Annotated in this window: 20 protein-coding genes; all 20 read right to left on the reverse strand. The window is 47.0% G+C overall.

What is annotated here, in order from left to right:
* Nucleotides 1-18: 18 nt before the first annotated feature.
* The 20 genes from DHX103_RS04135 to glpX all read right to left on the reverse strand — a co-directional run bounded on the left by DHX103_RS04135 (nt 19) and on the right by glpX (nt 18027).
* Nucleotides 19-549, reverse strand: a complete 531-nt coding sequence (locus DHX103_RS04135) for a F0F1 ATP synthase subunit delta (RefSeq protein ID WP_422124007.1) — start codon at nt 547-549, stop codon at nt 19-21.
* The gene (gene atpF, locus DHX103_RS04140) at nt 546-1067 is read right to left on the reverse strand and encodes a F0F1 ATP synthase subunit B (protein ID WP_422124008.1); all 522 of its coding nucleotides are present in this window, start codon (nt 1065-1067) and stop codon (nt 546-548) included. Before atpF ends, DHX103_RS04135 begins: the two co-directional genes overlap by 4 nt.
* 273 nt (nt 1068-1340) lie before the next feature.
* Complete coding sequence (gene atpE / locus DHX103_RS04145) at nt 1341-1553, reverse strand: F0F1 ATP synthase subunit C (protein WP_117300165.1); 213 nt, start codon at nt 1551-1553, stop codon at nt 1341-1343.
* Between the two features lie 67 nt (nt 1554-1620).
* Nucleotides 1621-2337 carry a F0F1 ATP synthase subunit A gene (atpB, locus tag DHX103_RS04150; RefSeq protein ID WP_422124009.1) on the reverse strand — a complete coding sequence of 239 codons (717 nt, stop codon included), beginning with the start codon at nt 2335-2337 and terminating at the stop codon, nt 1621-1623.
* Nucleotides 2338-2364: 27 nt separating this feature from the next.
* Nucleotides 2365-2736, reverse strand: coding sequence for an ATP synthase subunit I (locus DHX103_RS04155; RefSeq protein ID WP_422124010.1), 372 nt, complete (start codon nt 2734-2736; stop codon nt 2365-2367).
* A gap of 3 nt (nt 2737-2739) precedes the next feature.
* Nucleotides 2740-2961 (reverse strand): AtpZ/AtpI family protein, encoded by a 222-nt coding sequence (locus DHX103_RS04160; protein WP_422124011.1) that lies wholly within the window; start codon nt 2959-2961, stop codon nt 2740-2742.
* Nucleotides 2962-3641: 680 nt separating this feature from the next.
* Nucleotides 3642-4760, reverse strand: coding sequence for a non-hydrolyzing UDP-N-acetylglucosamine 2-epimerase (gene wecB, locus DHX103_RS04165; protein WP_422124012.1), 1119 nt, complete (start codon nt 4758-4760; stop codon nt 3642-3644).
* A gap of 146 nt (nt 4761-4906) precedes the next feature.
* A complete protein-coding gene (gene upp / locus DHX103_RS04170) occupies nt 4907-5536 on the reverse strand; it encodes a uracil phosphoribosyltransferase (protein WP_422124013.1) in 630 nt (209 codons plus the stop codon).
* A gap of 189 nt (nt 5537-5725) precedes the next feature.
* The gene (locus DHX103_RS04175; protein ID WP_422124014.1) at nt 5726-7900 is read right to left on the reverse strand and encodes an EAL domain-containing protein; all 2175 of its coding nucleotides are present in this window, start codon (nt 7898-7900) and stop codon (nt 5726-5728) included.
* Between the two features lie 76 nt (nt 7901-7976).
* Nucleotides 7977-9212 carry a serine hydroxymethyltransferase gene (glyA, locus tag DHX103_RS04180; RefSeq protein ID WP_422124015.1) on the reverse strand — a complete coding sequence of 412 codons (1236 nt, stop codon included), beginning with the start codon at nt 9210-9212 and terminating at the stop codon, nt 7977-7979.
* Nucleotides 9199-9783 (reverse strand): TIGR01440 family protein, encoded by a 585-nt coding sequence (locus tag DHX103_RS04185; RefSeq protein WP_422124016.1) that lies wholly within the window; start codon nt 9781-9783, stop codon nt 9199-9201. The genes glyA and DHX103_RS04185 overlap by 14 nt, the downstream gene beginning before the upstream one ends.
* 12 nt (nt 9784-9795) lie before the next feature.
* Nucleotides 9796-10233, reverse strand: coding sequence for a ribose 5-phosphate isomerase B (gene rpiB / locus DHX103_RS04190; protein ID WP_422124017.1), 438 nt, complete (start codon nt 10231-10233; stop codon nt 9796-9798).
* A gap of 167 nt (nt 10234-10400) precedes the next feature.
* Entirely contained in the window at nt 10401-10838 is a 438-nt protein-coding gene (locus DHX103_RS04195) for a low molecular weight protein arginine phosphatase (RefSeq protein WP_422124018.1), read from the reverse strand.
* 25 nt (nt 10839-10863) lie between these two features.
* Nucleotides 10864-11856 (reverse strand): L-threonylcarbamoyladenylate synthase, encoded by a 993-nt coding sequence (locus tag DHX103_RS04200; RefSeq protein ID WP_422124019.1) that lies wholly within the window; start codon nt 11854-11856, stop codon nt 10864-10866.
* Between the two features lie 88 nt (nt 11857-11944).
* Nucleotides 11945-12802 carry a peptide chain release factor N(5)-glutamine methyltransferase gene (gene prmC / locus DHX103_RS04205; protein WP_422124020.1) on the reverse strand — a complete coding sequence of 286 codons (858 nt, stop codon included), beginning with the start codon at nt 12800-12802 and terminating at the stop codon, nt 11945-11947.
* Entirely contained in the window at nt 12795-13868 is a 1074-nt protein-coding gene (prfA, locus tag DHX103_RS04210) for a peptide chain release factor 1 (protein WP_422124722.1), read from the reverse strand. Before prfA ends, prmC begins: the two co-directional genes overlap by 8 nt.
* A gap of 284 nt (nt 13869-14152) precedes the next feature.
* A complete protein-coding gene (locus DHX103_RS04215) occupies nt 14153-14746 on the reverse strand; it encodes a thymidine kinase (RefSeq protein ID WP_422124021.1) in 594 nt (197 codons plus the stop codon).
* A 150-nt stretch (nt 14747-14896) separates the two neighbouring features.
* Complete coding sequence (rpmE, locus tag DHX103_RS04220) at nt 14897-15121, reverse strand: 50S ribosomal protein L31 (RefSeq protein WP_422124022.1); 225 nt, start codon at nt 15119-15121, stop codon at nt 14897-14899.
* A gap of 149 nt (nt 15122-15270) precedes the next feature.
* Nucleotides 15271-16554 (reverse strand): transcription termination factor Rho, encoded by a 1284-nt coding sequence (rho, locus tag DHX103_RS04225; RefSeq protein WP_422124023.1) that lies wholly within the window; start codon nt 16552-16554, stop codon nt 15271-15273.
* 507 nt (nt 16555-17061) lie between these two features.
* Nucleotides 17062-18027, reverse strand: a complete 966-nt coding sequence (gene glpX / locus DHX103_RS04230; protein ID WP_422124024.1) for a class II fructose-bisphosphatase — start codon at nt 18025-18027, stop codon at nt 17062-17064.
* Nucleotides 18028-18102 lie beyond the last annotated feature (75 nt).

Consider the following 18102-nt stretch of genomic DNA (forward strand, 5'->3'; position numbering starts at 1 on the left):
CTCTCATAATTTCAATTATTAACCGTTCAATTGACGCTGCAGGCGAGCCAATTTCGTGCTGACGCTGCTGTCATAGATGCGGTTTCCGATTTGAAGACGCAATCCGCCAAGTAATGATGGATCGACAATGTTTTCAATTCGCAATGCCTGTTTACCTACTTTTTGTGCAAATACAGTAGAAATCGAAGCGCGTTCCTCTTCCGTCAACGGACGAATCGAGTAAACTTTTGCATCCTGGATTCCTTGTGCATCGTTGGAAAGGATGACATATGCATCCACCAATTCCCCTATTTCATTCAAACGTCCGCGCTCAGCAATCAATTGGATTGTGTTAATCACATATTTATTGCCTTGCTTGAACAATTCATTGATCAGGTTGATTCGTTTTTCAGATGACAACTTCGGCGAAATCATCAGCTGATACAGTTCAGGAGTCGTCGCGAAAACTTTTTTCACTTCGCGCAGATCCTGCTCTACTTCAGCAGTAACCTGATGCTTTTGCGCCGTTTGGAACAATGCTAACGCATAGCGTTCTGCAGCCTGACTCATTGCACTTCGCCTGCCTTCGCAATCGTTTCGTTAATCAACTGGCGGTTGTCTTCCTCAGAAATTTCTTTTTCAAGCACTTTCGTAGCTGCAAGCAATGACAATGTCACAACTTCTGAACGCACTGCCGAAATCGCTTTGTCTTTTTCGTTGGCAATTTCAAGAGCTGCCTCTTCTTTCATACGTCCAGTTTCAGCGCGTGCTGTCGTAATAATTTCCTCACGCGAAACTTCGCCTTGCTTTTTAGCATTTTCAACGATTTCTTGCGCTTGTGTACGCGCATCTTTCAGAAGGTTGCGCTGTTCATCAAGCATTTTTTTGGATTCCAGACGGCTGTTTTCTGCAGTTTCGATTTCACTTGCGATCAAGTCTTCACGTTGCTGCATTATGCCCATCAAAGGTCCCCATGCGAATTTCTTCAACAGTAACATCAACGCGATAAACACGATTAATGTTGCTGCAATGTCTCCAATATTCAAAAACTCCCCGGTAGCACCGAGTACGAGGTGATCAAAAAACACGATTGTTTCACTCCCTTCAAGAGCCTAAAAGTACGTTTCTTCTATAGTAAGATCTTTAGTTGCTGTAAGATGATTTTTCAGTTGGAAAGTGGTTCATACAAGCGTAAATGGCGAAAAACATGCCGAAGCATTCTCGCCATTAAGCTTTTCTTTGTCCAGACTCCGGCGGCCCAGCTCTTCGGGTCATAAGTCAGCCCAGCTGTGCGGCCAAGGCCGCTTCGCTGTTCTGTCTTATGCCTTTCAGAGCTTAACGGGCGCCGTCGCTTTTCTATACTACTGGTTCATTACGATGAACGCGATAACTACGGCAATGATTGGAACTGCCTCGACCAAAGCTACACCGATGAACATTGTTGTTTGAAGAACGCCGCGTGCTTCTGGCTGGCGAGCGATACCTTCAACTGTTTTTGAAACGATTAGTCCGTTACCGATACCTGCACCTAGTGCTGCTAAACCTACTGCAATTGCTGCTGCTAATAAACCCATTTTAAAATGTCCTCCTCAGGATGATTGTTTTTTTGTGTTTTTTTGCCCATAACAGGCGGTTTTATACTCAATGGTCTTCGCTGACTTTATGCGATATATAAACCATCGTCAACATAACGAAAATGAATGCCTGGATTGTTCCGATAAAGATCGAGAACCCTTGCCAAGCCATCATTGGTAACGCGGCGGCTGCAAATCCGAAAATCCCAGCACCACCAATACCCGCCAGTAACCCCAAAAGGATTTCTCCGGCAAAGATGTTCCCGTAAAGACGCAGACCGAGTGTCAGCGTATTTGCGAATTCCTCGATGATTTTCAACGGGAACAGGAATGGCATTGGTTTCAAATAATCTGCACCGTATCCTTTCAAGCCTTTTTGTTTGATACCGTAATAATGGCTTAAAAGGATAATGGTTGCTGCCAAGGTCATTGTTACTGTTGGGTCAGCTGTCGGTGATTTCCACCAAAGATCTCCGTAGACAATAACTGAAAATGGCAGACCCAGCATATTTGAGACAAAAATGAACATGATCAGCGTAATTCCAAGTACATGGAATCGTCCACCGTCTTTCCAGTCCATATTGCTCTTTATGATACCCTTCACGAAATCCATAATCCATTCCATGAAGTTTTGCATCCCGGTCGGTTTAAGTTTTAAGTTCCGCGTTGCAATGAATGCGATAAGGAACACGATAAGAGCGGCTACGATAAGCATCATAACGTTGGATAAGTTAAACCAAATACCGAACAGCGGATCTTGCCACATTGGAGCTCCATGATCCACGATAGTTTCACCTCTCTTTCCACATTCTTAATGGTGTTTCACGTGATAGATGATCCGCTCCGTCAAAAGCAGGATATAAGGAATCATCAATCCAATTACCGTACTGACCAAGTGAATGTGCTCTGCGAACAATATCGCTATCGCAACAGCTGCAACACCTGATGCAAACCGTAATGCCGTTCCAAGGGAACGAACTTTCGAGCCTTCAGCCACTGCCCGGTCAAATTTGTCCATTCTCCGAACCAGTATCCACATATTATAAATGCCGAAAAAAGTTCCGATGATCAGACCTGCAAAGATTTCCTGGTAAGGAGTAAAACCCCAGCCCAGTACAAATATCGCGAGGATAAAAATGATTATCCTTTTAAGTCTATTGAAAATCTCCCTGAGTCCATGCATTTTTTACCTGTCTCCTGATTCGAATTTGCGGACGGTCTGGAGCATTGCCCAGACGCCGGCTGAGATGCCTGCGAAGAGGCAGATGACCAGAAAAAGCGGGGCAGTTCCGGACTGAGCATCGAGCCACATACCTGTGAACGCACCGATGAGTACGGACCCGACAAGTTGTGTGAGGATGGCGCTGTAAAGTGCCATCGCTTGTAAGGGACTTTTTTTCGGGTGCATGATAATCCCCTCGAAATTCGTTGATTTGACATTTTACCCCTAAAAAAGAGCAGTCGCATCAGGCTTTTGCCATAAAAAATTATGTAAAAAAACCTTCTCATGCATACCCTTTGTAAGCATACATTAGGGGTAAAATCATGTCAATTGATAGAAGTGAAAAACTTCACAAGCAAATTTGGCCTGACATATTGTGGACAAAAATTCACATCTTTATAAGTTAACTAATAAAACAGCATCTATTTATCGCTTCGGCGCTTCGGACAAGGCAAAGATTATGCTCCTGCGCACTGCTCGTCGCAGAAGGGCCAAAGCAAAGACTATGCTCCTGCGCACTGCTCGTCGCAGAAGGGCCAAAGCAAAGACTATGCTCCTGCGCACTGCTCGTCGCAAAGGAGGTGCCATCTTCGTGGCACACCTTGGCTCCCACAATAAGCCGAGAAGAGCACTCGTCTTTTACTCCGTCGGCATTCGCCTGCTCCTAAGCCGCGCCGGCGCTTTGAAGACTCTTAAAGATATGGAGCAAAACAGCGAAGACGCCTTGGAGAGTGGTAAAATACCGTGCTCCTGCATCGCTGCGCTGCTTCGTCGCAAAGACTTAGCCTCGCTTGCTTCGGCTAATGTCTTCGAAGCTGTTTTGCGGAATATCGATTGCTTTAGATTATTAGCACTACTCAACTCGTTTATTTCGTATTGTAATGATGAAGCAATGCTTCGACGATTCGAGCCGAAGCCTTGCCGTCTCCGTAAGGGTTCGAAGCATGGGACATCGCTTTATATGCTGCTTCATCCGTCAACAGCTCTTTCGCCAGCCCGTAAATCGTTTCCTCATCTGTTCCGGCAAGCTTCAATGTGCCGGCGTCGATGCCTTCCGGACGCTCCGTTGTATCGCGAAGCACCAGGACCGGTTTGCCGAGAGACGGCGCTTCTTCCTGAATGCCGCCTGAATCCGTCAATATAATGAAGGAACGTGCAGCAAAGTTGTGGAAATCCAAGACTTCCAGCGGTTCGATCAAATGAATGCGCGGATCGCGGCCAAGCACTTCGTCCGCCACTTCACGGACTGCCGGATTCATATGCACCGGATAAACAACCTGGATATCATCATGTTCTTCAATCAGGCGTTTAATGGCACGGAACATATTGCGCATCGGCTGTCCGAGATTTTCCCGGCGATGAGCCGTTAACAGGATCATGCGGTCGGAACCGATTTTTTCAAGAATCGGGTGCGAATACGTTTCTTTCACAGTTGTCTGCAACGCATCAATCGCTGTATTTCCTGTGATATACACGGTTTCTTCTTTCTTGTTCTCAGCCAACAGGTTCTGAGCCGATTTTTCTGTCGGCGCAAAATGCAGATCCGCAATGACCCCGGTCAATTGGCGGTTCATTTCTTCCGGATAAGGCGAGAATTTATTGTGCGTCCGAAGCCCGGCTTCTACGTGGCCTACTGCAATCTGGTTATAGAAAGCAGCCAGGCTTGCGACAAAAGTAGTCGACGTATCGCCATGCACGAGAACGATATCCGGTTTCGCTTCTTTCATCACACGATCCAAACCTTCCAACGCCCGCGTAGTTACTTCAATGAGCGTTTGGCGGTCTTTCATGATATTCAAATCGAAATCCGGTGTGATCTTAAACGTTTCGAGGACCTGATCGAGCATTTCACGGTGTTGTGCCGTCACTGTTACCAGTGGCTCAATCGTTTCCGGATGTTTTTGAAGTTCCAGTACAAGCGGCGCCATTTTTATAGCTTCCGGGCGAGTACCGAATATGGTCATCACTTTCAATTTCTTCGTCAAAAAGATCAGCCTCCGCTTTTCTATTGTCTAGTCTTCGGCGGCCCAGCTCTTCGGGTCATAAGCCGTCCCAGCTGTGCGGCCAAGGCCGCTTCGCTGTTACGTCTTATGCCTTTCAGAGCTTAACGGGCGCATCAGCTTTTCGTGTATTATTTAGTGCCGAACAGGCGATCTCCAGCATCTCCAAGACCTGGTACGATATAGCCTTTTTCGTTCAATTTTTCATCAAGTGCCGCGATGTAAATATCGACATCCGGATGCGCTACCTGCAAAGCTTCGACGCCTTCCGGTGCTGCAATGATGCACATGAAACGAATCTTCACCGCTCCGCGTTTTTTCAACGAATTTATGGCTTCGATCGCCGAGCCGCCAGTTGCCAGCATCGGATCGACAACGATCAATTCGCGTTCCTGGACATCAGATGGCATTTTGAAATAATACTCGACCGGCTGCAATGTCTCCGGGTCGCGGTATAAACCGATGTGGCCAACTTTTGCCGCTGGAATCAATTTCAAAATTCCATCCACCATGCCAATACCGGCACGCAGAATTGGCACGATCGCCATTTTTTTTCCTGCCAAAATGTTTGACTTAGCCAGTTGCACCGGTGTCTCCACTTCAATTTCCTGCAGCGGAAGATCCCGTGTAATTTCAAAAGCCATCAATGTTGCTATTTCATCCACCAGTTCACGGAACTCTTTCGTCCCAGTCGACTTATCACGGATGTATGTCAATTTGTGCTGAATCAGCGGGTGATCAAAAACATATACTTTCCCCACGGTGCATCTCTCCTTTTTCCACATTATCATTCAATAGTATAACAGAAATTGATTCGCCCTGAGCTTCTCAGAAAGCATTGTAATTTTTCTGACATAATGCTTCCGCCATTCCTGTGAGCATGTCTCTGCCAATAACAGGCGCTTTCGTTCATTTATTGCAAAATAAAAAACCGGAGCAGCTGCGCCGGTTTATAAAATATTGGCATCTTCGAGCGGCATCGGCCGGTAGAAATAATATCCTTGGCCAACATGGCAGCCCAGGTCCAGCAATACCAATTTTTGTTCTTCCGTTTCGACACCTTCCGCGACAGCGGTTAGCCCCAGATTTTCCGTCAATTGAATAATTGTCTGGACAATCGCCCGCGTATCGTCTTCGTGCATCTTCGAGATGAACGAACGATCGATTTTCACTTCACTGACCGGCAGTTTTTGCAGATAACTCAGCGAGGAATAACCGGTTCCAAAGTCATCGACAGAACTTGAAAAACCGTATTTCGTTAATTGCCTGAAAATTTTACGCGCTGCTTCGATATCGACAAAGCCGATGCGTTCCGTAATTTCAAGCTGGATGAAACGGGGATTGATCCCATATTCCGACGTCATGTCCACAAGGTTTGGTACGAAGGAATGGTGGAAGAAGTGATCCGCCGAAAAATTGATGGCAACTTGCCGTATAACCTGCTTCTGCTGCTGGCGTTTTTGCAGCCATTCCAGCACCTGCTTCAATACAGTCTGTTCAAGTACGCGAATCTTGCCATTTTTTTCTGCTGCCGGTATAAAAATATCCGGCGCAATATTGCCCAGATCTGGAGAATGCCAACGCGCCAAAGCTTCGAAACTTAAAAGTTCACCGGTTCGCATATCCACTTTGGGCTGAAGATGCACTTTGATCTCTTCCCGACGCAATGCGGCAGTCAATTCATTGGCGATGCGGAGGTTTTTCATCATATATTCATCATGTTCATTTTCGTAATAGCAGATGGATTCGCCAGCCCGCAATTTTGCTTTCGACAATGCGCTGTCGGCATATCGAATCAGCTCTTCGACATCCGTCTGCATAGCTGTGATGATCGACACCCCGGTTTTAAGTGACAGGTATAACTCCATATCCCTTACGGTTATCGGTTCTGCAAGCAATTTAGCAAGACCTTCCAGGTATTCCGGGATTTCATCCAGCGGCATCAGACTGACCAATGCCAAAGTTGAATCTGTGAATCGGGCAATCAGGGCTTCCCCCGAAGAATTCGCCAAGCCAAAGCGCTTGCTGATTTCCTGCATCAACTGGTCTCCCGCACGGTGACCATACTGATCAACAACTTTGACGTACTCGTCGACAGTAAGAAAAGCAACCAGTCCTTCCTTGTTTTCTTCAAGGAAAGAAGCCAGCTCAATCATGAAAAAATTTCGGTTGCGCAATCCGGTCGTGCGGTCCGTATAAGCAAGTTTCAGCATTTCTTCCTGTTGGCGCGAGTATTTGACTGTCAGGGAAATCGTCGGTGCGATTCTTTCCAGGAAATCATAATCACTGTCATCTGGCACAGTTGTTGAGGGGAAATAAATGCCCAGCGTACCGATAGCGTTTCCATTTTTATCAAGGAAAGGCACAGACCAACTGGATTGAAAGCCGTATTCAATAATAAAATCCTGGTATTCCTGCCATAATTCGTCCACCAACATATTTTCCACAATCACTGATTGTCCACTGTGAAAAGCCGCGCCACAGGAACCCGTTTGTGGCGTCGCCTCCTTGCCATCGATAAAATCGCGGAAGCTTTTAGGCATGGATTTCCCTGCCACATCACGGAATTTATTGTTGTCATCGATGAAAAGAATCGTGCAGGTCGTGCCATCTTTAAAGAAGGATTCGATGATTTGGCATACATTTTCCAACAGCGAGCTGAGCATATAGCCTTTTTCAATGCCCGTATAGGCTTCCTGTTGAAGCTGGATCAGCGCTTCTTCTCTTTTTCTGTTGTTGATGTTTTTCATCAGCATCAGTGTGTATTTATGCTTTCCATCATCCACGCTGATCGGCTGGATGGTTATTTCGTTCCAGAAAGGGTTTTTGTTTTTATGATAATTAACGATTTCGAAAGTATCTGCTCTGCCGGAAAAAGAACATTCCCGGATTTTCGCACTGACCTGCCTGTCTGTTTTTTCACCATGCAAAAATCTTCCGTTTCTTCCCAGCACATCGGGTTCGGAATAGCCGGTCATATCGTAGAATGCCTGGTTGGCATAAAGTATTGGCTGATCGTCAAGCTGCGCATTGACGATGACAAAGCCGGTTTGGAATTCGACACCGAGGCGGCTGAGCCAATCAATGATGATGTATTTTTCTTTTTCCATTTTACTGTCTTGCATCCGCCACCCCTTCTTTCATTAATCTATGGGGGGAAAAATGCAGCTGCTTGTCTAACTTGACTGCAGCTGCATTCCCTTATTTATATAGTGGAAAGCTGGCCGTCAGTTTCGCTGTGCGAAGGGCCGCTTCTTTTTTCACTGTCTCATCTTCAGGAGCCTTCAGGAGCATCGCCATAATGGATGCGATTTCCTTCATTTCCGGTTCCTTAAAGCCGCGCGAAGTAACCGCTGGAGTTCCCAGGCGGATACCTGATGTCACAAATGGGCTTTCGGGATCAAATGGAATCGTGTTTTTATTGGTTGTAATGCCAACTTCATCAAGAGCTTTTTCAGCCACTTTACCCGTCAGGTTCAATGAACGGAGATCAATCAGCATCAGGTGATTATCGGTTCCTTTTGAAACGATGTCAACGCCTTCTGCCATCAAAGCTTCAGCCAATGCTTTCGCATTTTTGACGACCTGGTCAATATACTCTTTGTATTCAGGTTGCTGTGCTTCACCAAATGCCACCGCTTTTGAAGCAATGACGTGCATAAGCGGGCCGCCTTGAATTCCCGGGAAAATTGTTTTATCAATTTTCTTGGCGAATTCCTCTTTGCAAAGAATCAAGCCACCGCGCGGGCCGCGAAGTGTTTTATGCGTTGTCGAAGTGACAAAATGCGCATGCGGCACCGGGTTTGGATGTGCGCCTGTTGCCACAAGACCGGCGATATGCGCCATATCCACCATCAGATAGGCACCGACTTCATCAGCGATTTCGCGGAATTTCGCAAAATCAAGCGTGCGTGAATAAGCACTTGCCCCCGCTACGATCATTTTCGGTTTATGTTCCAAAGCAGCTTCACGGACTTTATCGTAATCGACCAATTGCGTTTCTTCATCAACACCGTATTCCTGGAAATCGTATTGCATCCCGCTGAAATTCACTTTGCTGCCGTGTGTTAAATGGCCGCCGTGATTCAGGTTCATCCCAAGAACTGTATCGCCTTTTTCAAGAACGGCAGTATAAACAGCCATATTGGCTTGCGAACCGGAATGCGGTTGCACATTGGCATGATCTGCACCAAAAATTTCCTTCAGGCGATCTCTGGCAATATTTTCCACCACATCGACGAATTCACAGCCGCCGTAATAGCGTTTGCCCGGGTAGCCTTCCGCGTATTTATTCGTCAACACAGAGCCTTGCGCATCCATAACGGCCTGCGACACAAAGTTTTCTGATGCAATCAGTTCGATATTCGCTTCCTGGCGGTCTTTCTCCGCATTCATCGCTTCATATACTGCCTGGTCTTGCGCTTTAATCAATTCCATCCTGATTTCCCTCCTGTAGTTGAACAAACTCACGATTGTAGCTGGCCCGTTCACCGCCAATCAATTTCGGCCGGGTCGTTGCTGAAGATACAATCGCATCTCCTATTAGTTTAACAGATGTACGCACCGGAACGGCTACTCTTTTTAAATGCATTCCGATCATTGTCTGGCCGATATCAATTCCCGCGTGTGCTGTTATCTCTTCGACCACCACAGGGTCAATCATATTAGTGAACGCATAGGCACTCATCGATCCGCCGGCTTTCGGAACAGGGATGACCGAAACCGGCTCCCATCCATACTTTTCAGCTGCATGGCGTTCGATCGTCAGCGCGCGATTTATATGTTCACAACCTTGAAACGCCAGAAAAATCTTATGGCGCTCCGCGAATTTCCGTAAGGGTTCATACAAACTTTCGGCAATATCCAAGCCGCCGCCCGTGCCGATATGCTGCCCCACCACTTCTGAAGTGGAACAGCCGACAACAAAAACCTGGCCTTTTCTGAAATGGATTGCCTGCCCCAGTTCTTCCAAAGTTTCTTCCAGCTGCAATTGCCATAAAGTCTGCATCCCGACCACTCCTTACTTTTCTAAGTTTGTGATTTTCTGAATTCGTTTGTCGTGGCGTCCGCCTTCAAACTCCTCAGTCAGCCAGGTTCTTGCAATTTCACGGGCAAGTCCCGGTCCGACAACACGTTCACCCATTGCGAGCACATTTGAATCGTTATGGCCCCTTGTTGCTTTTGCACTGAAAACGTCATGCACAAGCGCACAGCGAATGCCTTTGATTTTATTGGCTGCAATCGACATTCCGATACCGGTGCCGCAAATCAGGATTCCGCGATCAGCTTCACCTTTCACCACTGCTTCCGCTACCGGTGTGGCGTAATCCGGATAGTCGACCGAATCATCTGTATGTGGACCATAATCCTGATATTCTATTCCCATGTCGTTTAAGAGATTGACGATTTCCTTGCGGAGAGTATTGCCGCCATGATCTGAAGAAATAGCTATTTTCATAAAAAGCCCTCTTTTCTTTTCTGTTAGTGCCAAAAGCCATTATTCGCTTTTTTCACTTTGTTTTCATTTTAACACCTTTCTATTAATAAGCCTATAAATAGGGGGATTTGCGGATTTGGCAATGCGCATAAAAATAGCCGCCCACCCCTTTGGTGGACAGCCCGTTTTTATTTATTCTGCAAAAGCTTTACTTCAAGAATTTGGATCAGCTCCTGCAATTCCACAAAGGTCTGTTGATAGAGCGAATAGGAACCGCCAAATGGATCGCTGACATCTGCAGCGTTCCCTGACACATATTCTTTCAGCGTAAACAAGCGGTCCAACAACTGCGGATGCTGCTGCCTTAGGAGCTGCTTGTGGGAAAGGGTCATGGTCAATACGATATCCGCCCATTCAAGATCTTCCTGCAACAATTGCTTCGAGATGTGATCGAATTCCATGCCATGCTCTTCCAGCACAGCCCCGGCATTTTTAGAGATCGGAGAACTGCCTGCAAATACGCCAGCAGAACGGACTTCAATGCCGGGCAGATTTTTCGAGGCCAATATCGCTTCCGCCATCGGGCTTCTGCAAGTATTCCCTGTGCAAACAAACACGACTCTCATCTTCTCACCTGCTCCTTTTGTTTGATCAGCTGAACCATTTATGGTCAGCCGCTTTTTCCAATCTGTTCATGATGAAATCATTATCGTCTCGCTCGGTGTAAACACATGCCAATATCAGGTCAGCATCTGTCTGATCGCATTTGCGCAGGCTGCTGTATAGAGTTTCCGCACTCAGCGGGAAATAATAATCAGCTTCCGGATATTCCGTGCTGCTTAACACGGCAATCTTTTTGCCCTTGCCCTGCACATACTCAATCGCTTTTCGGATCAACTTACCGTCATCTTCTATCAGGTAAACCGGCGCATCCGGTGCATAATGCGTATATTTCATACCCGGCGATTTGGGCTTGTTGCCATTAACTTCTGCAGACAGCCGAACGGTGCCGATCACTCTTTCTATCTGCTCTTTTGTGACATTTCCTGGCCGCAATATGACCGGCGGCTCGCTTGTCATGTCGAGCACGGTGGATTCGATGCCGATTTTTGTCGACCCGCCATCAAGGATCAACGGAATTTTGTCTTCCATATCATGATAGACATGTTCCGCAAGTGTTGGACTCGGCTTGCCGCTGGTATTGGCGCTCGGTGCTGCAATCGGCAATTGGAGCCTTTTCAACAAATTGAGCGCGACGGGATGATTCGGAACGCGGATGCCGACAGTGTCCAGATCCGCTGTCACATTCTGTGCGAATAAATGCGGTTTCGATTTCATGATCAGCGTCAACGCCCCTGGCCAAAACGCGTCCATCAGTTTCTCCGCTTTTTCGGAAACGCCTTTTACACAATCAACAGCCGCACTTTTCGAATCGACATGAACAATCAGCGGATTGTCTGCTGGACGGCCTTTCGCTTCGAATATTTTGCTGACGGCATCAGGGTTTGTGGCATCTGCCCCCAGCCCGTATACCGTTTCGGTCGGAAACGCGACAATCCCGCCTCCTCGAATGATATCCACAGCTTGTGCATAACTTTCTTCTTTATTCACATTTTTGTCCACAAGAATTACTTCGGTATTCATTTTAGCAACTCCCATTTCCTGAGGTTTCTGAAAGATTGTCCACAATTGTGCATAACTATAGACTTATTATACCCAAATTGTGCACAAGTCAGGTAATGATACAGAAAACCATCCGGTCATTTTTGTTGATATCTTTTTTAACAAAGGTTTTGGCGTCTGGAAAGGCGTTTTTCAGCATCTTTTCCACAGCCTGTCCTTGTGTGTGTCCAATTTCAAAGCCGATAATTCCGGGTTTATTGATCAAATCCGGCAGGTCTGCCATCATCCGATCGTACAGCGCGAGCCCTTCCTGGTCGGCGAATAAAGCCGAATGCGGTTCAAAATCTTTCACACTGTCCGACATGGATTCCGCTTCCGCATGGGCGATATAGGGTGGATTGGACAGGATGATATCCCATTTCTCCCCTTTAATCGGTTCCAGTAAATCACCCAGTTTGAAATCGATATCGGCATCCAGCAGCTGCGCATTCTTTTCGGCTGTAGCTAAAGCTGATTGCGAGATGTCGGTTGCTGTCACTTTGGCGTCGGGTATTTCACTTTTCATCGTAATGGCAATGATTCCGCTCCCCGTCCCGATGTCTGCGATGGCCGGAGATGGAGTCGCAATGTGCCGTTGGATCAACTCCAATGTTTCTTCGATCAACTCTTCTGTTTCCGGCCGCGGAATCAATACATCTGCGTTGACAGCGAATTGCCGGCCGTAAAACTCTTCAGAACCCGTCAAGTGCTGTACGGGCGTGCCTGTGGCGTGCTGTTCGATCAGATTCCAGAATTTTTCTTTGTCGCTGTCATCGATATTATCCCGCAGCGAAGCCAAAAGACCGGCCTGAGTCATCCCCAGCACATGCTGCAGCAGAATTCTTGCGGCTGCTTCCTCGCGGCCATTGTCCAGTAAATAAGAAGAAGCCCGGTTAAGGGCCTCAAAAATTTTATCGGTTTTACGCATTGTTTAAGCTTTCCATTCTTGCAGATTGTTCTTCAATCGTCAATGCGTCAATTACTTCATCCATTTTGCCTTGCAGAATTTGGTCCAGTTTCTGGATGGTCAAACCGATGCGGTGATCCGTTACGCGGTTCTGCGGATAATTGTAAGTCCGGATTCGTTCCGAGCGGTCACCTGTTCCAACGGCTGATTTACGGACAGCGTCATATTCCGCCTGAGCTTCTTGCTGGAATTTATCGTAGACACGCGCGCGAAGCACTTTCATCGCACTTGCTTTGTTCTTAATCTGTGATTTTTCATCCTGACACGTTACGACAGTGTTGGTCGGAAGATGCGTCAAACGGACAGCTGACATCGTCGTGTTGACCGATTGTCCGCCGGCGCCGGAAGAAGCATACGTATCCACACGGATATCGTTATCATGGATTTCGACTTCCACTTCTTCGACTTCCGGCAAACACGCCACCGTTGCGGTTGACGTATGGATACGTCCGCCTGATTCTGTTTCCGGGACACGCTGCACGCGGTGTGCACCGTTTTCGAATTTCATCTTGGAATAAGCACCTTTTCCGGAAATCATGAAAACAATCTCCTTAAAGCCGCCGAGACCTGTTGGAGATGAATCCATAACGGTCACTTTCCAACCTTGTGATTCTGCGTAGCGGGTATACATGCGGTATAGATCGCCGGCAAACAAGGCTGCTTCGTCACCGCCTGCTGCTCCGCGCACTTCCATGATTACGTTTTTGTCATCGTTCGGATCTTTCGGTATCAATAAAACATGGAGACGCTCTTCAATCGCTTTCACTTTTTCTTCAAGTTCGTTCACTTCTTCTTTGACCATTTCACGTGTGTCCGCATCCATCTTGTCTTCGAACATCGCTTTTACTTCAGCCAATTGCGCTGACAGGTCTTTGTATTCGCGGTAAGCTTCAACCGTTTCCTGCAGGTCGGATTGCTCTTTGGAATACTCACGCAGTTTATTGGTGTCACTGACTATCGCAGGGTCACTTAATAATTCATTTAAACGGTCGTATCGATCTTCAACAGCTTGCAAGCGATCAAACATCGCCGTCACCTCAATTTCCTCTTACTATTTTGGTTTTCTTCTATTATAAGTAGAATTTAATAACCGATATTCCGCAAAACAGCTCGCTTGCCAAAACCCGTGCTCCTGCATCGCTTCGCTAGCTTCGTCGCAAAGCGTCGGCCGAACTACTTTCGGCCAACACTTGGCTATGGAGTCGAAGCAAAAGACGAGCTTACGCAGGAGCATAATCTTGGCTCAGTCCAATACGGGAAATATATGCTAATTCTTTAATTCAACTTATATATATTATATACGATACGTTTTTATTCGGAAACGGTAACGCCTGTTGGCACTTCGTGATGATGGCGGCATCTTGGTTCGTATGCTTCCGATGCGCCTACCAGAATTGTTGGGTCGTCTGAACCGGCCGGTCTGCCGTCAATCAGGCGTTGCGTGCGGCTTGCGGGTGATCCGCACACGGTGCAGACTGCCTGCAACTTTGTCACTTGTTCAGCAATCGCCAGCAGTGAAGGCATCGGCCCGAACGGCAATCCTCTGAAATCCTGGTCCAACCCGGCCACGATTACGCGGAAGCCGTGATTGGCAAGTTTTTGAACGTTTTCAATGATGCCGTCATCGAAAAACTGCGCCTCATCGATTGCTATCACATCAAATTCATCTGTGATATAGGTCCACATTTCCTCTGAATGGGAAATCGGCAATGCGATGACAGTTGTTCCATTATGCGAAACTACCGCCTCTTCACTGAAGCGGTCGTCGATTTTAGGTTTGAATACTGCGATTTTCTGCTTGGCGAATTGTGAACGGCGAACGCGGCGGATCAGTTCTTCCGACTTGCCGGAAAACATGCTGCCGCAAATCAATTCGACCCAGCCTGTCTGTTTCATAACATACATTTTAGGGACCCCTTTCAAACGCTTGGTTACTATTAATAATACCTAATTTCATCAGTTATTACTGCATTTAATTCTTATATGTACGGGAGTTGACGGGAAATTGGCAAAAAAAAATCCTGCCCGGCGATTTCGCGCAAGGCAGGTATTTTTTTACTGTTCTTCGCCGTTGATTTCTTCTTTAAGACCGTATTTTTTGTTGAAACGGTCAACGCGTCCATCAGCAGATGCGAATTTCTGGCGTCCAGTGTAGAACGGGTGGCATTCAGAACAAAGCTCAACGCTGATGTTTTCTTTTACAGAACCTGTTGTAAAAGAGTTACCGCACGAGCAAGTTACTGTTGCTTGTTTGTAATCTGGGTGAATTCCTGTTTTCATGGTTTTTTCTCCTCTCGCCCTGAACCATCCGGAACAGAGTTTAATCTATTTTACTATTGCCTTACACGGCTCTTGAGACCGTATATGCAATAGCTTTGGTTTGACTCACTGATACTATATTAACAAGATTGAAGTCTTTTTGCAAGAAATTAAATCATCTTTTTCGATGAGCGATGGACTTTCATTTCAGTTGTCAGCTGTTCAAAAAACTCTTCGTTCGTCTCCGTCTGATTCAATTTTTTCAGGAAACGTTCGGCGAAGTCATGAGTATCCGAGAAGGTTTTGCGAATGGTCCAAAGCTTATCAAGCTCTTGTTTGCCAATCAACAATTCCTCTTTACGGGTACCTGAACGGCGAATGTCCAAGGCAGGAAAAATACGGCGCTCGGCCAGGCTTCGGTCGAGATGAAGCTCCATGTTTCCGGTACCTTTAAATTCTTCGTAAATCACTTCGTCCATGCGTGAACCCGTTTCAACTAACGCCGTCGCGAGGATTGTCAGGCTGCCGCCTTCTTCAATATTGCGTGCCGCACCGAAAAATCGTTTCGGACGGTGGAACGCCGCAGGGTCAATCCCCCCGGAAAGAGTTCGGCCGCTTGGCGGAATCACCAGATTGTATGCACGGGCAAGGCGGGTAATAGAATCCATCAGGATCACAACATCGCGTTTGTGTTCCACCAGACGCATCGCGCGCTCCAGCACCAATTCTGCAACTTTCACGTGATTTTCAGGAATTTCATCAAATGTGGAAGAAACCACATCTGCATCCACTGAACGTTCGATATCCGTCACTTCCTCCGGACGCTCATCAATCAGCAGTACGATCAATTCCGTTTCGGGATGGTTGGTCGTAATCGAATTGGCAATTTCTTTCAGCAGCATTGTTTTCCCTGCTTTTGGCGGTGCCACAATCAAACCGCGCTGGCCGAATCCGACCGGCGACACCAAATCCATGATGCGTGTGGACAGGTGATGATGTGAAGTTTCCAAGCGGATATGGCGATCCGGATACAAGGGTGTGAGTCCTGGGAAATGGACGCGTTCTTTGGCAACTTCCGGATCTTCCCCGTTTACGGCTTCAACTTGCAGCAAACCGAAATAACGTTCGTTCTCTTTTGGCGGACGGACTTTGCCCGACACTTTATCTCCATTTCGCAAGTCAAAGCGGCGGATCTGGGAAGCCGAAATGTAAATGTCCTGTGAGCTTGGCGAATAATTGATCGGGCGCAGGAAACCGAAGCCTTCTGACTGGATGATTTCAAGAACACCTTCCATGAAGAAGAAGCCTTCCTGTTCGGCGCGGGTTTTCAAAATCGCGAAAATCAGTTCTTTTTTGGTCAATTTGCTGTAATTATTCAGTTTGTATTCTTTTGCTAAATCATAAAGTTCTTTCAAAGTCATATTCTCTAAAGCGGAAATTGTAATCGTTGACATGTATCAGGACACCACTCTTATTTATATTTTTTGGAAATGAAGTACGGGGTTATATAAGTTGAATTAAGAATCCGTGGTAGCCGATATTCCGCAAAACAGCTTCGAAGACATTAGCCGAAGCGGGCGAGGCTAAGTCTTTGCGACGAAGCAGCGCAGCGATGCAGGAGCACGGTTTTATCCGCCGAGTGGATCTCGCACTTCGTCGAAACGAAGTTGGAAAGCCAACTCCGTTTCTGCTCCCCATGGCGTCTTCGCTGTTTTGCTCCATATCTAAGATACTCTCTCAGACAAAGCCACTTTCCTAGCGCCGGCGCGGCTTAGGAGCAGGCGAATGCCGACCGGAGCAATAAGACGAGTGCTCTTCTCGGCTTATTGTGGGAGGCTTGTCCGAAGCGCCGAAGCGATTACAAATACTAATCCTTTTATTCAACTTATAATAGATAGAAATTCGGAAGATTGTAAAGAAGGAGCCCGGCTTTTACGCCGGACTCAATTTGAAGATCATTCTTAGTCATGCATAACGAGATTTGGTTTTTTCTTCAGGCTATGGCGCCCTTCCACAAAGCGGACAGTGCCCGATTTCGCGCGCATGACCAGCGTATGGCTTTCTGCAAAGCCGCCTTTCAGCTGAACACCGCGCAGCAATTCACCATCAGTGACACCTGTCGCCGCAAAAATTGCATCGTCGCCTTTTACAAGGTCGTCCATCATCAGAACTTTATCGACGTCAAGGCCCATATCGATGCAACGCTGCTTTTCTTCTTCATTTTGTGGCAGAAGTTTTCCTTGAAGCTCACCGCCGAGGCATTTCAAGCCTACAGCAGCTATAACTCCTTCAGGGGCTCCGCCGGCACCGAATAGAATATCGACGCCAGTTTCATCAAACGCCGTGTTGATGGCTCCCGCTACATCCCCATCATTGATGAGTTTGATGCGCGCACCGGCATCACGGATCTGCTGGATGATATCTGCGTGGCGTTCACGGAATAAAACCGTAGCCACCACATCTTCGATATCCTTGTTCTTGGCTTTTGCCACAGCACGCAGATTATCAATGACAGGTGCATTGATGTCGATTTTTCCCACTGATTCGGGACCGACTGCAATTTTATCCATATACATGTCGGGTGCATTCAGCAGATTACCGCGGTCGGCTATCGCCAAAACCGCCAGCGCATTCCAGCCCCCGGCAGCCACAATATTCGTACCTTCAAGCGGGTCTACTGCCACATCCACTTCAGGTCCAACGCCAGTTCCAAGCTCTTCGCCGATATAAAGCATCGGAGCTTCGTCCATTTCGCCTTCGCCGATAACGACGACACCCTTCATCGGAATTGTATCGAATACGGTTCTCATAGCGGTTGTTGCTGCATCGTCCGCTTCATTTTTCAGGCCGCGGCCCATCCATTTTGCGGAAGCGATAGCTGCCGCTTCTGTCACACGCACTAATTCCATCGATAAACTTCGTTCCATAATATACGTGCCTCCCGTTCAGCTTTATATAACTATATGTCCCTATTATTATAACATATATTGTTAACGCAAAAA

The sequence above is a fragment of the Planococcus daihaiensis genome (assembly GCF_049262615.1).
Taxonomy (GTDB): Bacteria; Bacillota; Bacilli; order Bacillales_A; family Planococcaceae; genus Planococcus.

Coding starts and splice junctions, on each gene's coding strand:
- DHX103_RS04135 (WP_422124007.1), bottom strand. CDS start 549: ATGAGTCAGGCTGCAGAACGCTATGCGTTAGCATTGTTCCAAACGGCG.
- atpE (WP_117300165.1), bottom strand. CDS start 1,553: ATGGGTTTATTAGCAGCAGCAATTGCAGTAGGTTTAGCAGCACTAGGT.
- DHX103_RS04155 (WP_422124010.1), bottom strand. CDS start 2,736: ATGCATGGACTCAGGGAGATTTTCAATAGACTTAAAAGGATAATCATT.
- DHX103_RS04160 (WP_422124011.1), bottom strand. CDS start 2,961: ATGCACCCGAAAAAAAGTCCCTTACAAGCGATGGCACTTTACAGCGCC.
- DHX103_RS04175 (WP_422124014.1), bottom strand. CDS start 7,900: ATGCAAGACAGTAAAATGGAAAAAGAAAAATACATCATCATTGATTGG.
- glyA (WP_422124015.1), bottom strand. CDS start 9,212: ATGGAATTGATTAAAGCGCAAGACCAGGCAGTATATGAAGCGATGAAT.
- DHX103_RS04185 (WP_422124016.1), bottom strand. CDS start 9,783: ATGCAGACTTTATGGCAATTGCAGCTGGAAGAAACTTTGGAAGAACTG.
- rpiB (WP_422124017.1), bottom strand. CDS start 10,233: ATGAAAATAGCTATTTCTTCAGATCATGGCGGCAATACTCTCCGCAAG.
- DHX103_RS04195 (WP_422124018.1), bottom strand. CDS start 10,838: ATGAGAGTCGTGTTTGTTTGCACAGGGAATACTTGCAGAAGCCCGATG.
- DHX103_RS04200 (WP_422124019.1), bottom strand. CDS start 11,856: ATGAATACCGAAGTAATTCTTGTGGACAAAAATGTGAATAAAGAAGAA.
- prmC (WP_422124020.1), bottom strand. CDS start 12,802: ATGCGTAAAACCGATAAAATTTTTGAGGCCCTTAACCGGGCTTCTTCT.
- prfA (WP_422124722.1), bottom strand. CDS start 13,868: ATGTTTGATCGCTTGCAAGCTGTTGAAGATCGATACGACCGTTTAAAT.
- DHX103_RS04215 (WP_422124021.1), bottom strand. CDS start 14,746: ATGTATGTTATGAAACAGACAGGCTGGGTCGAATTGATTTGCGGCAGC.
- rpmE (WP_422124022.1), bottom strand. CDS start 15,121: ATGAAAACAGGAATTCACCCAGATTACAAACAAGCAACAGTAACTTGC.
- rho (WP_422124023.1), bottom strand. CDS start 16,554: ATGTCAACGATTACAATTTCCGCTTTAGAGAATATGACTTTGAAAGAA.
- glpX (WP_422124024.1), bottom strand. CDS start 18,027: ATGGAACGAAGTTTATCGATGGAATTAGTGCGTGTGACAGAAGCGGCA.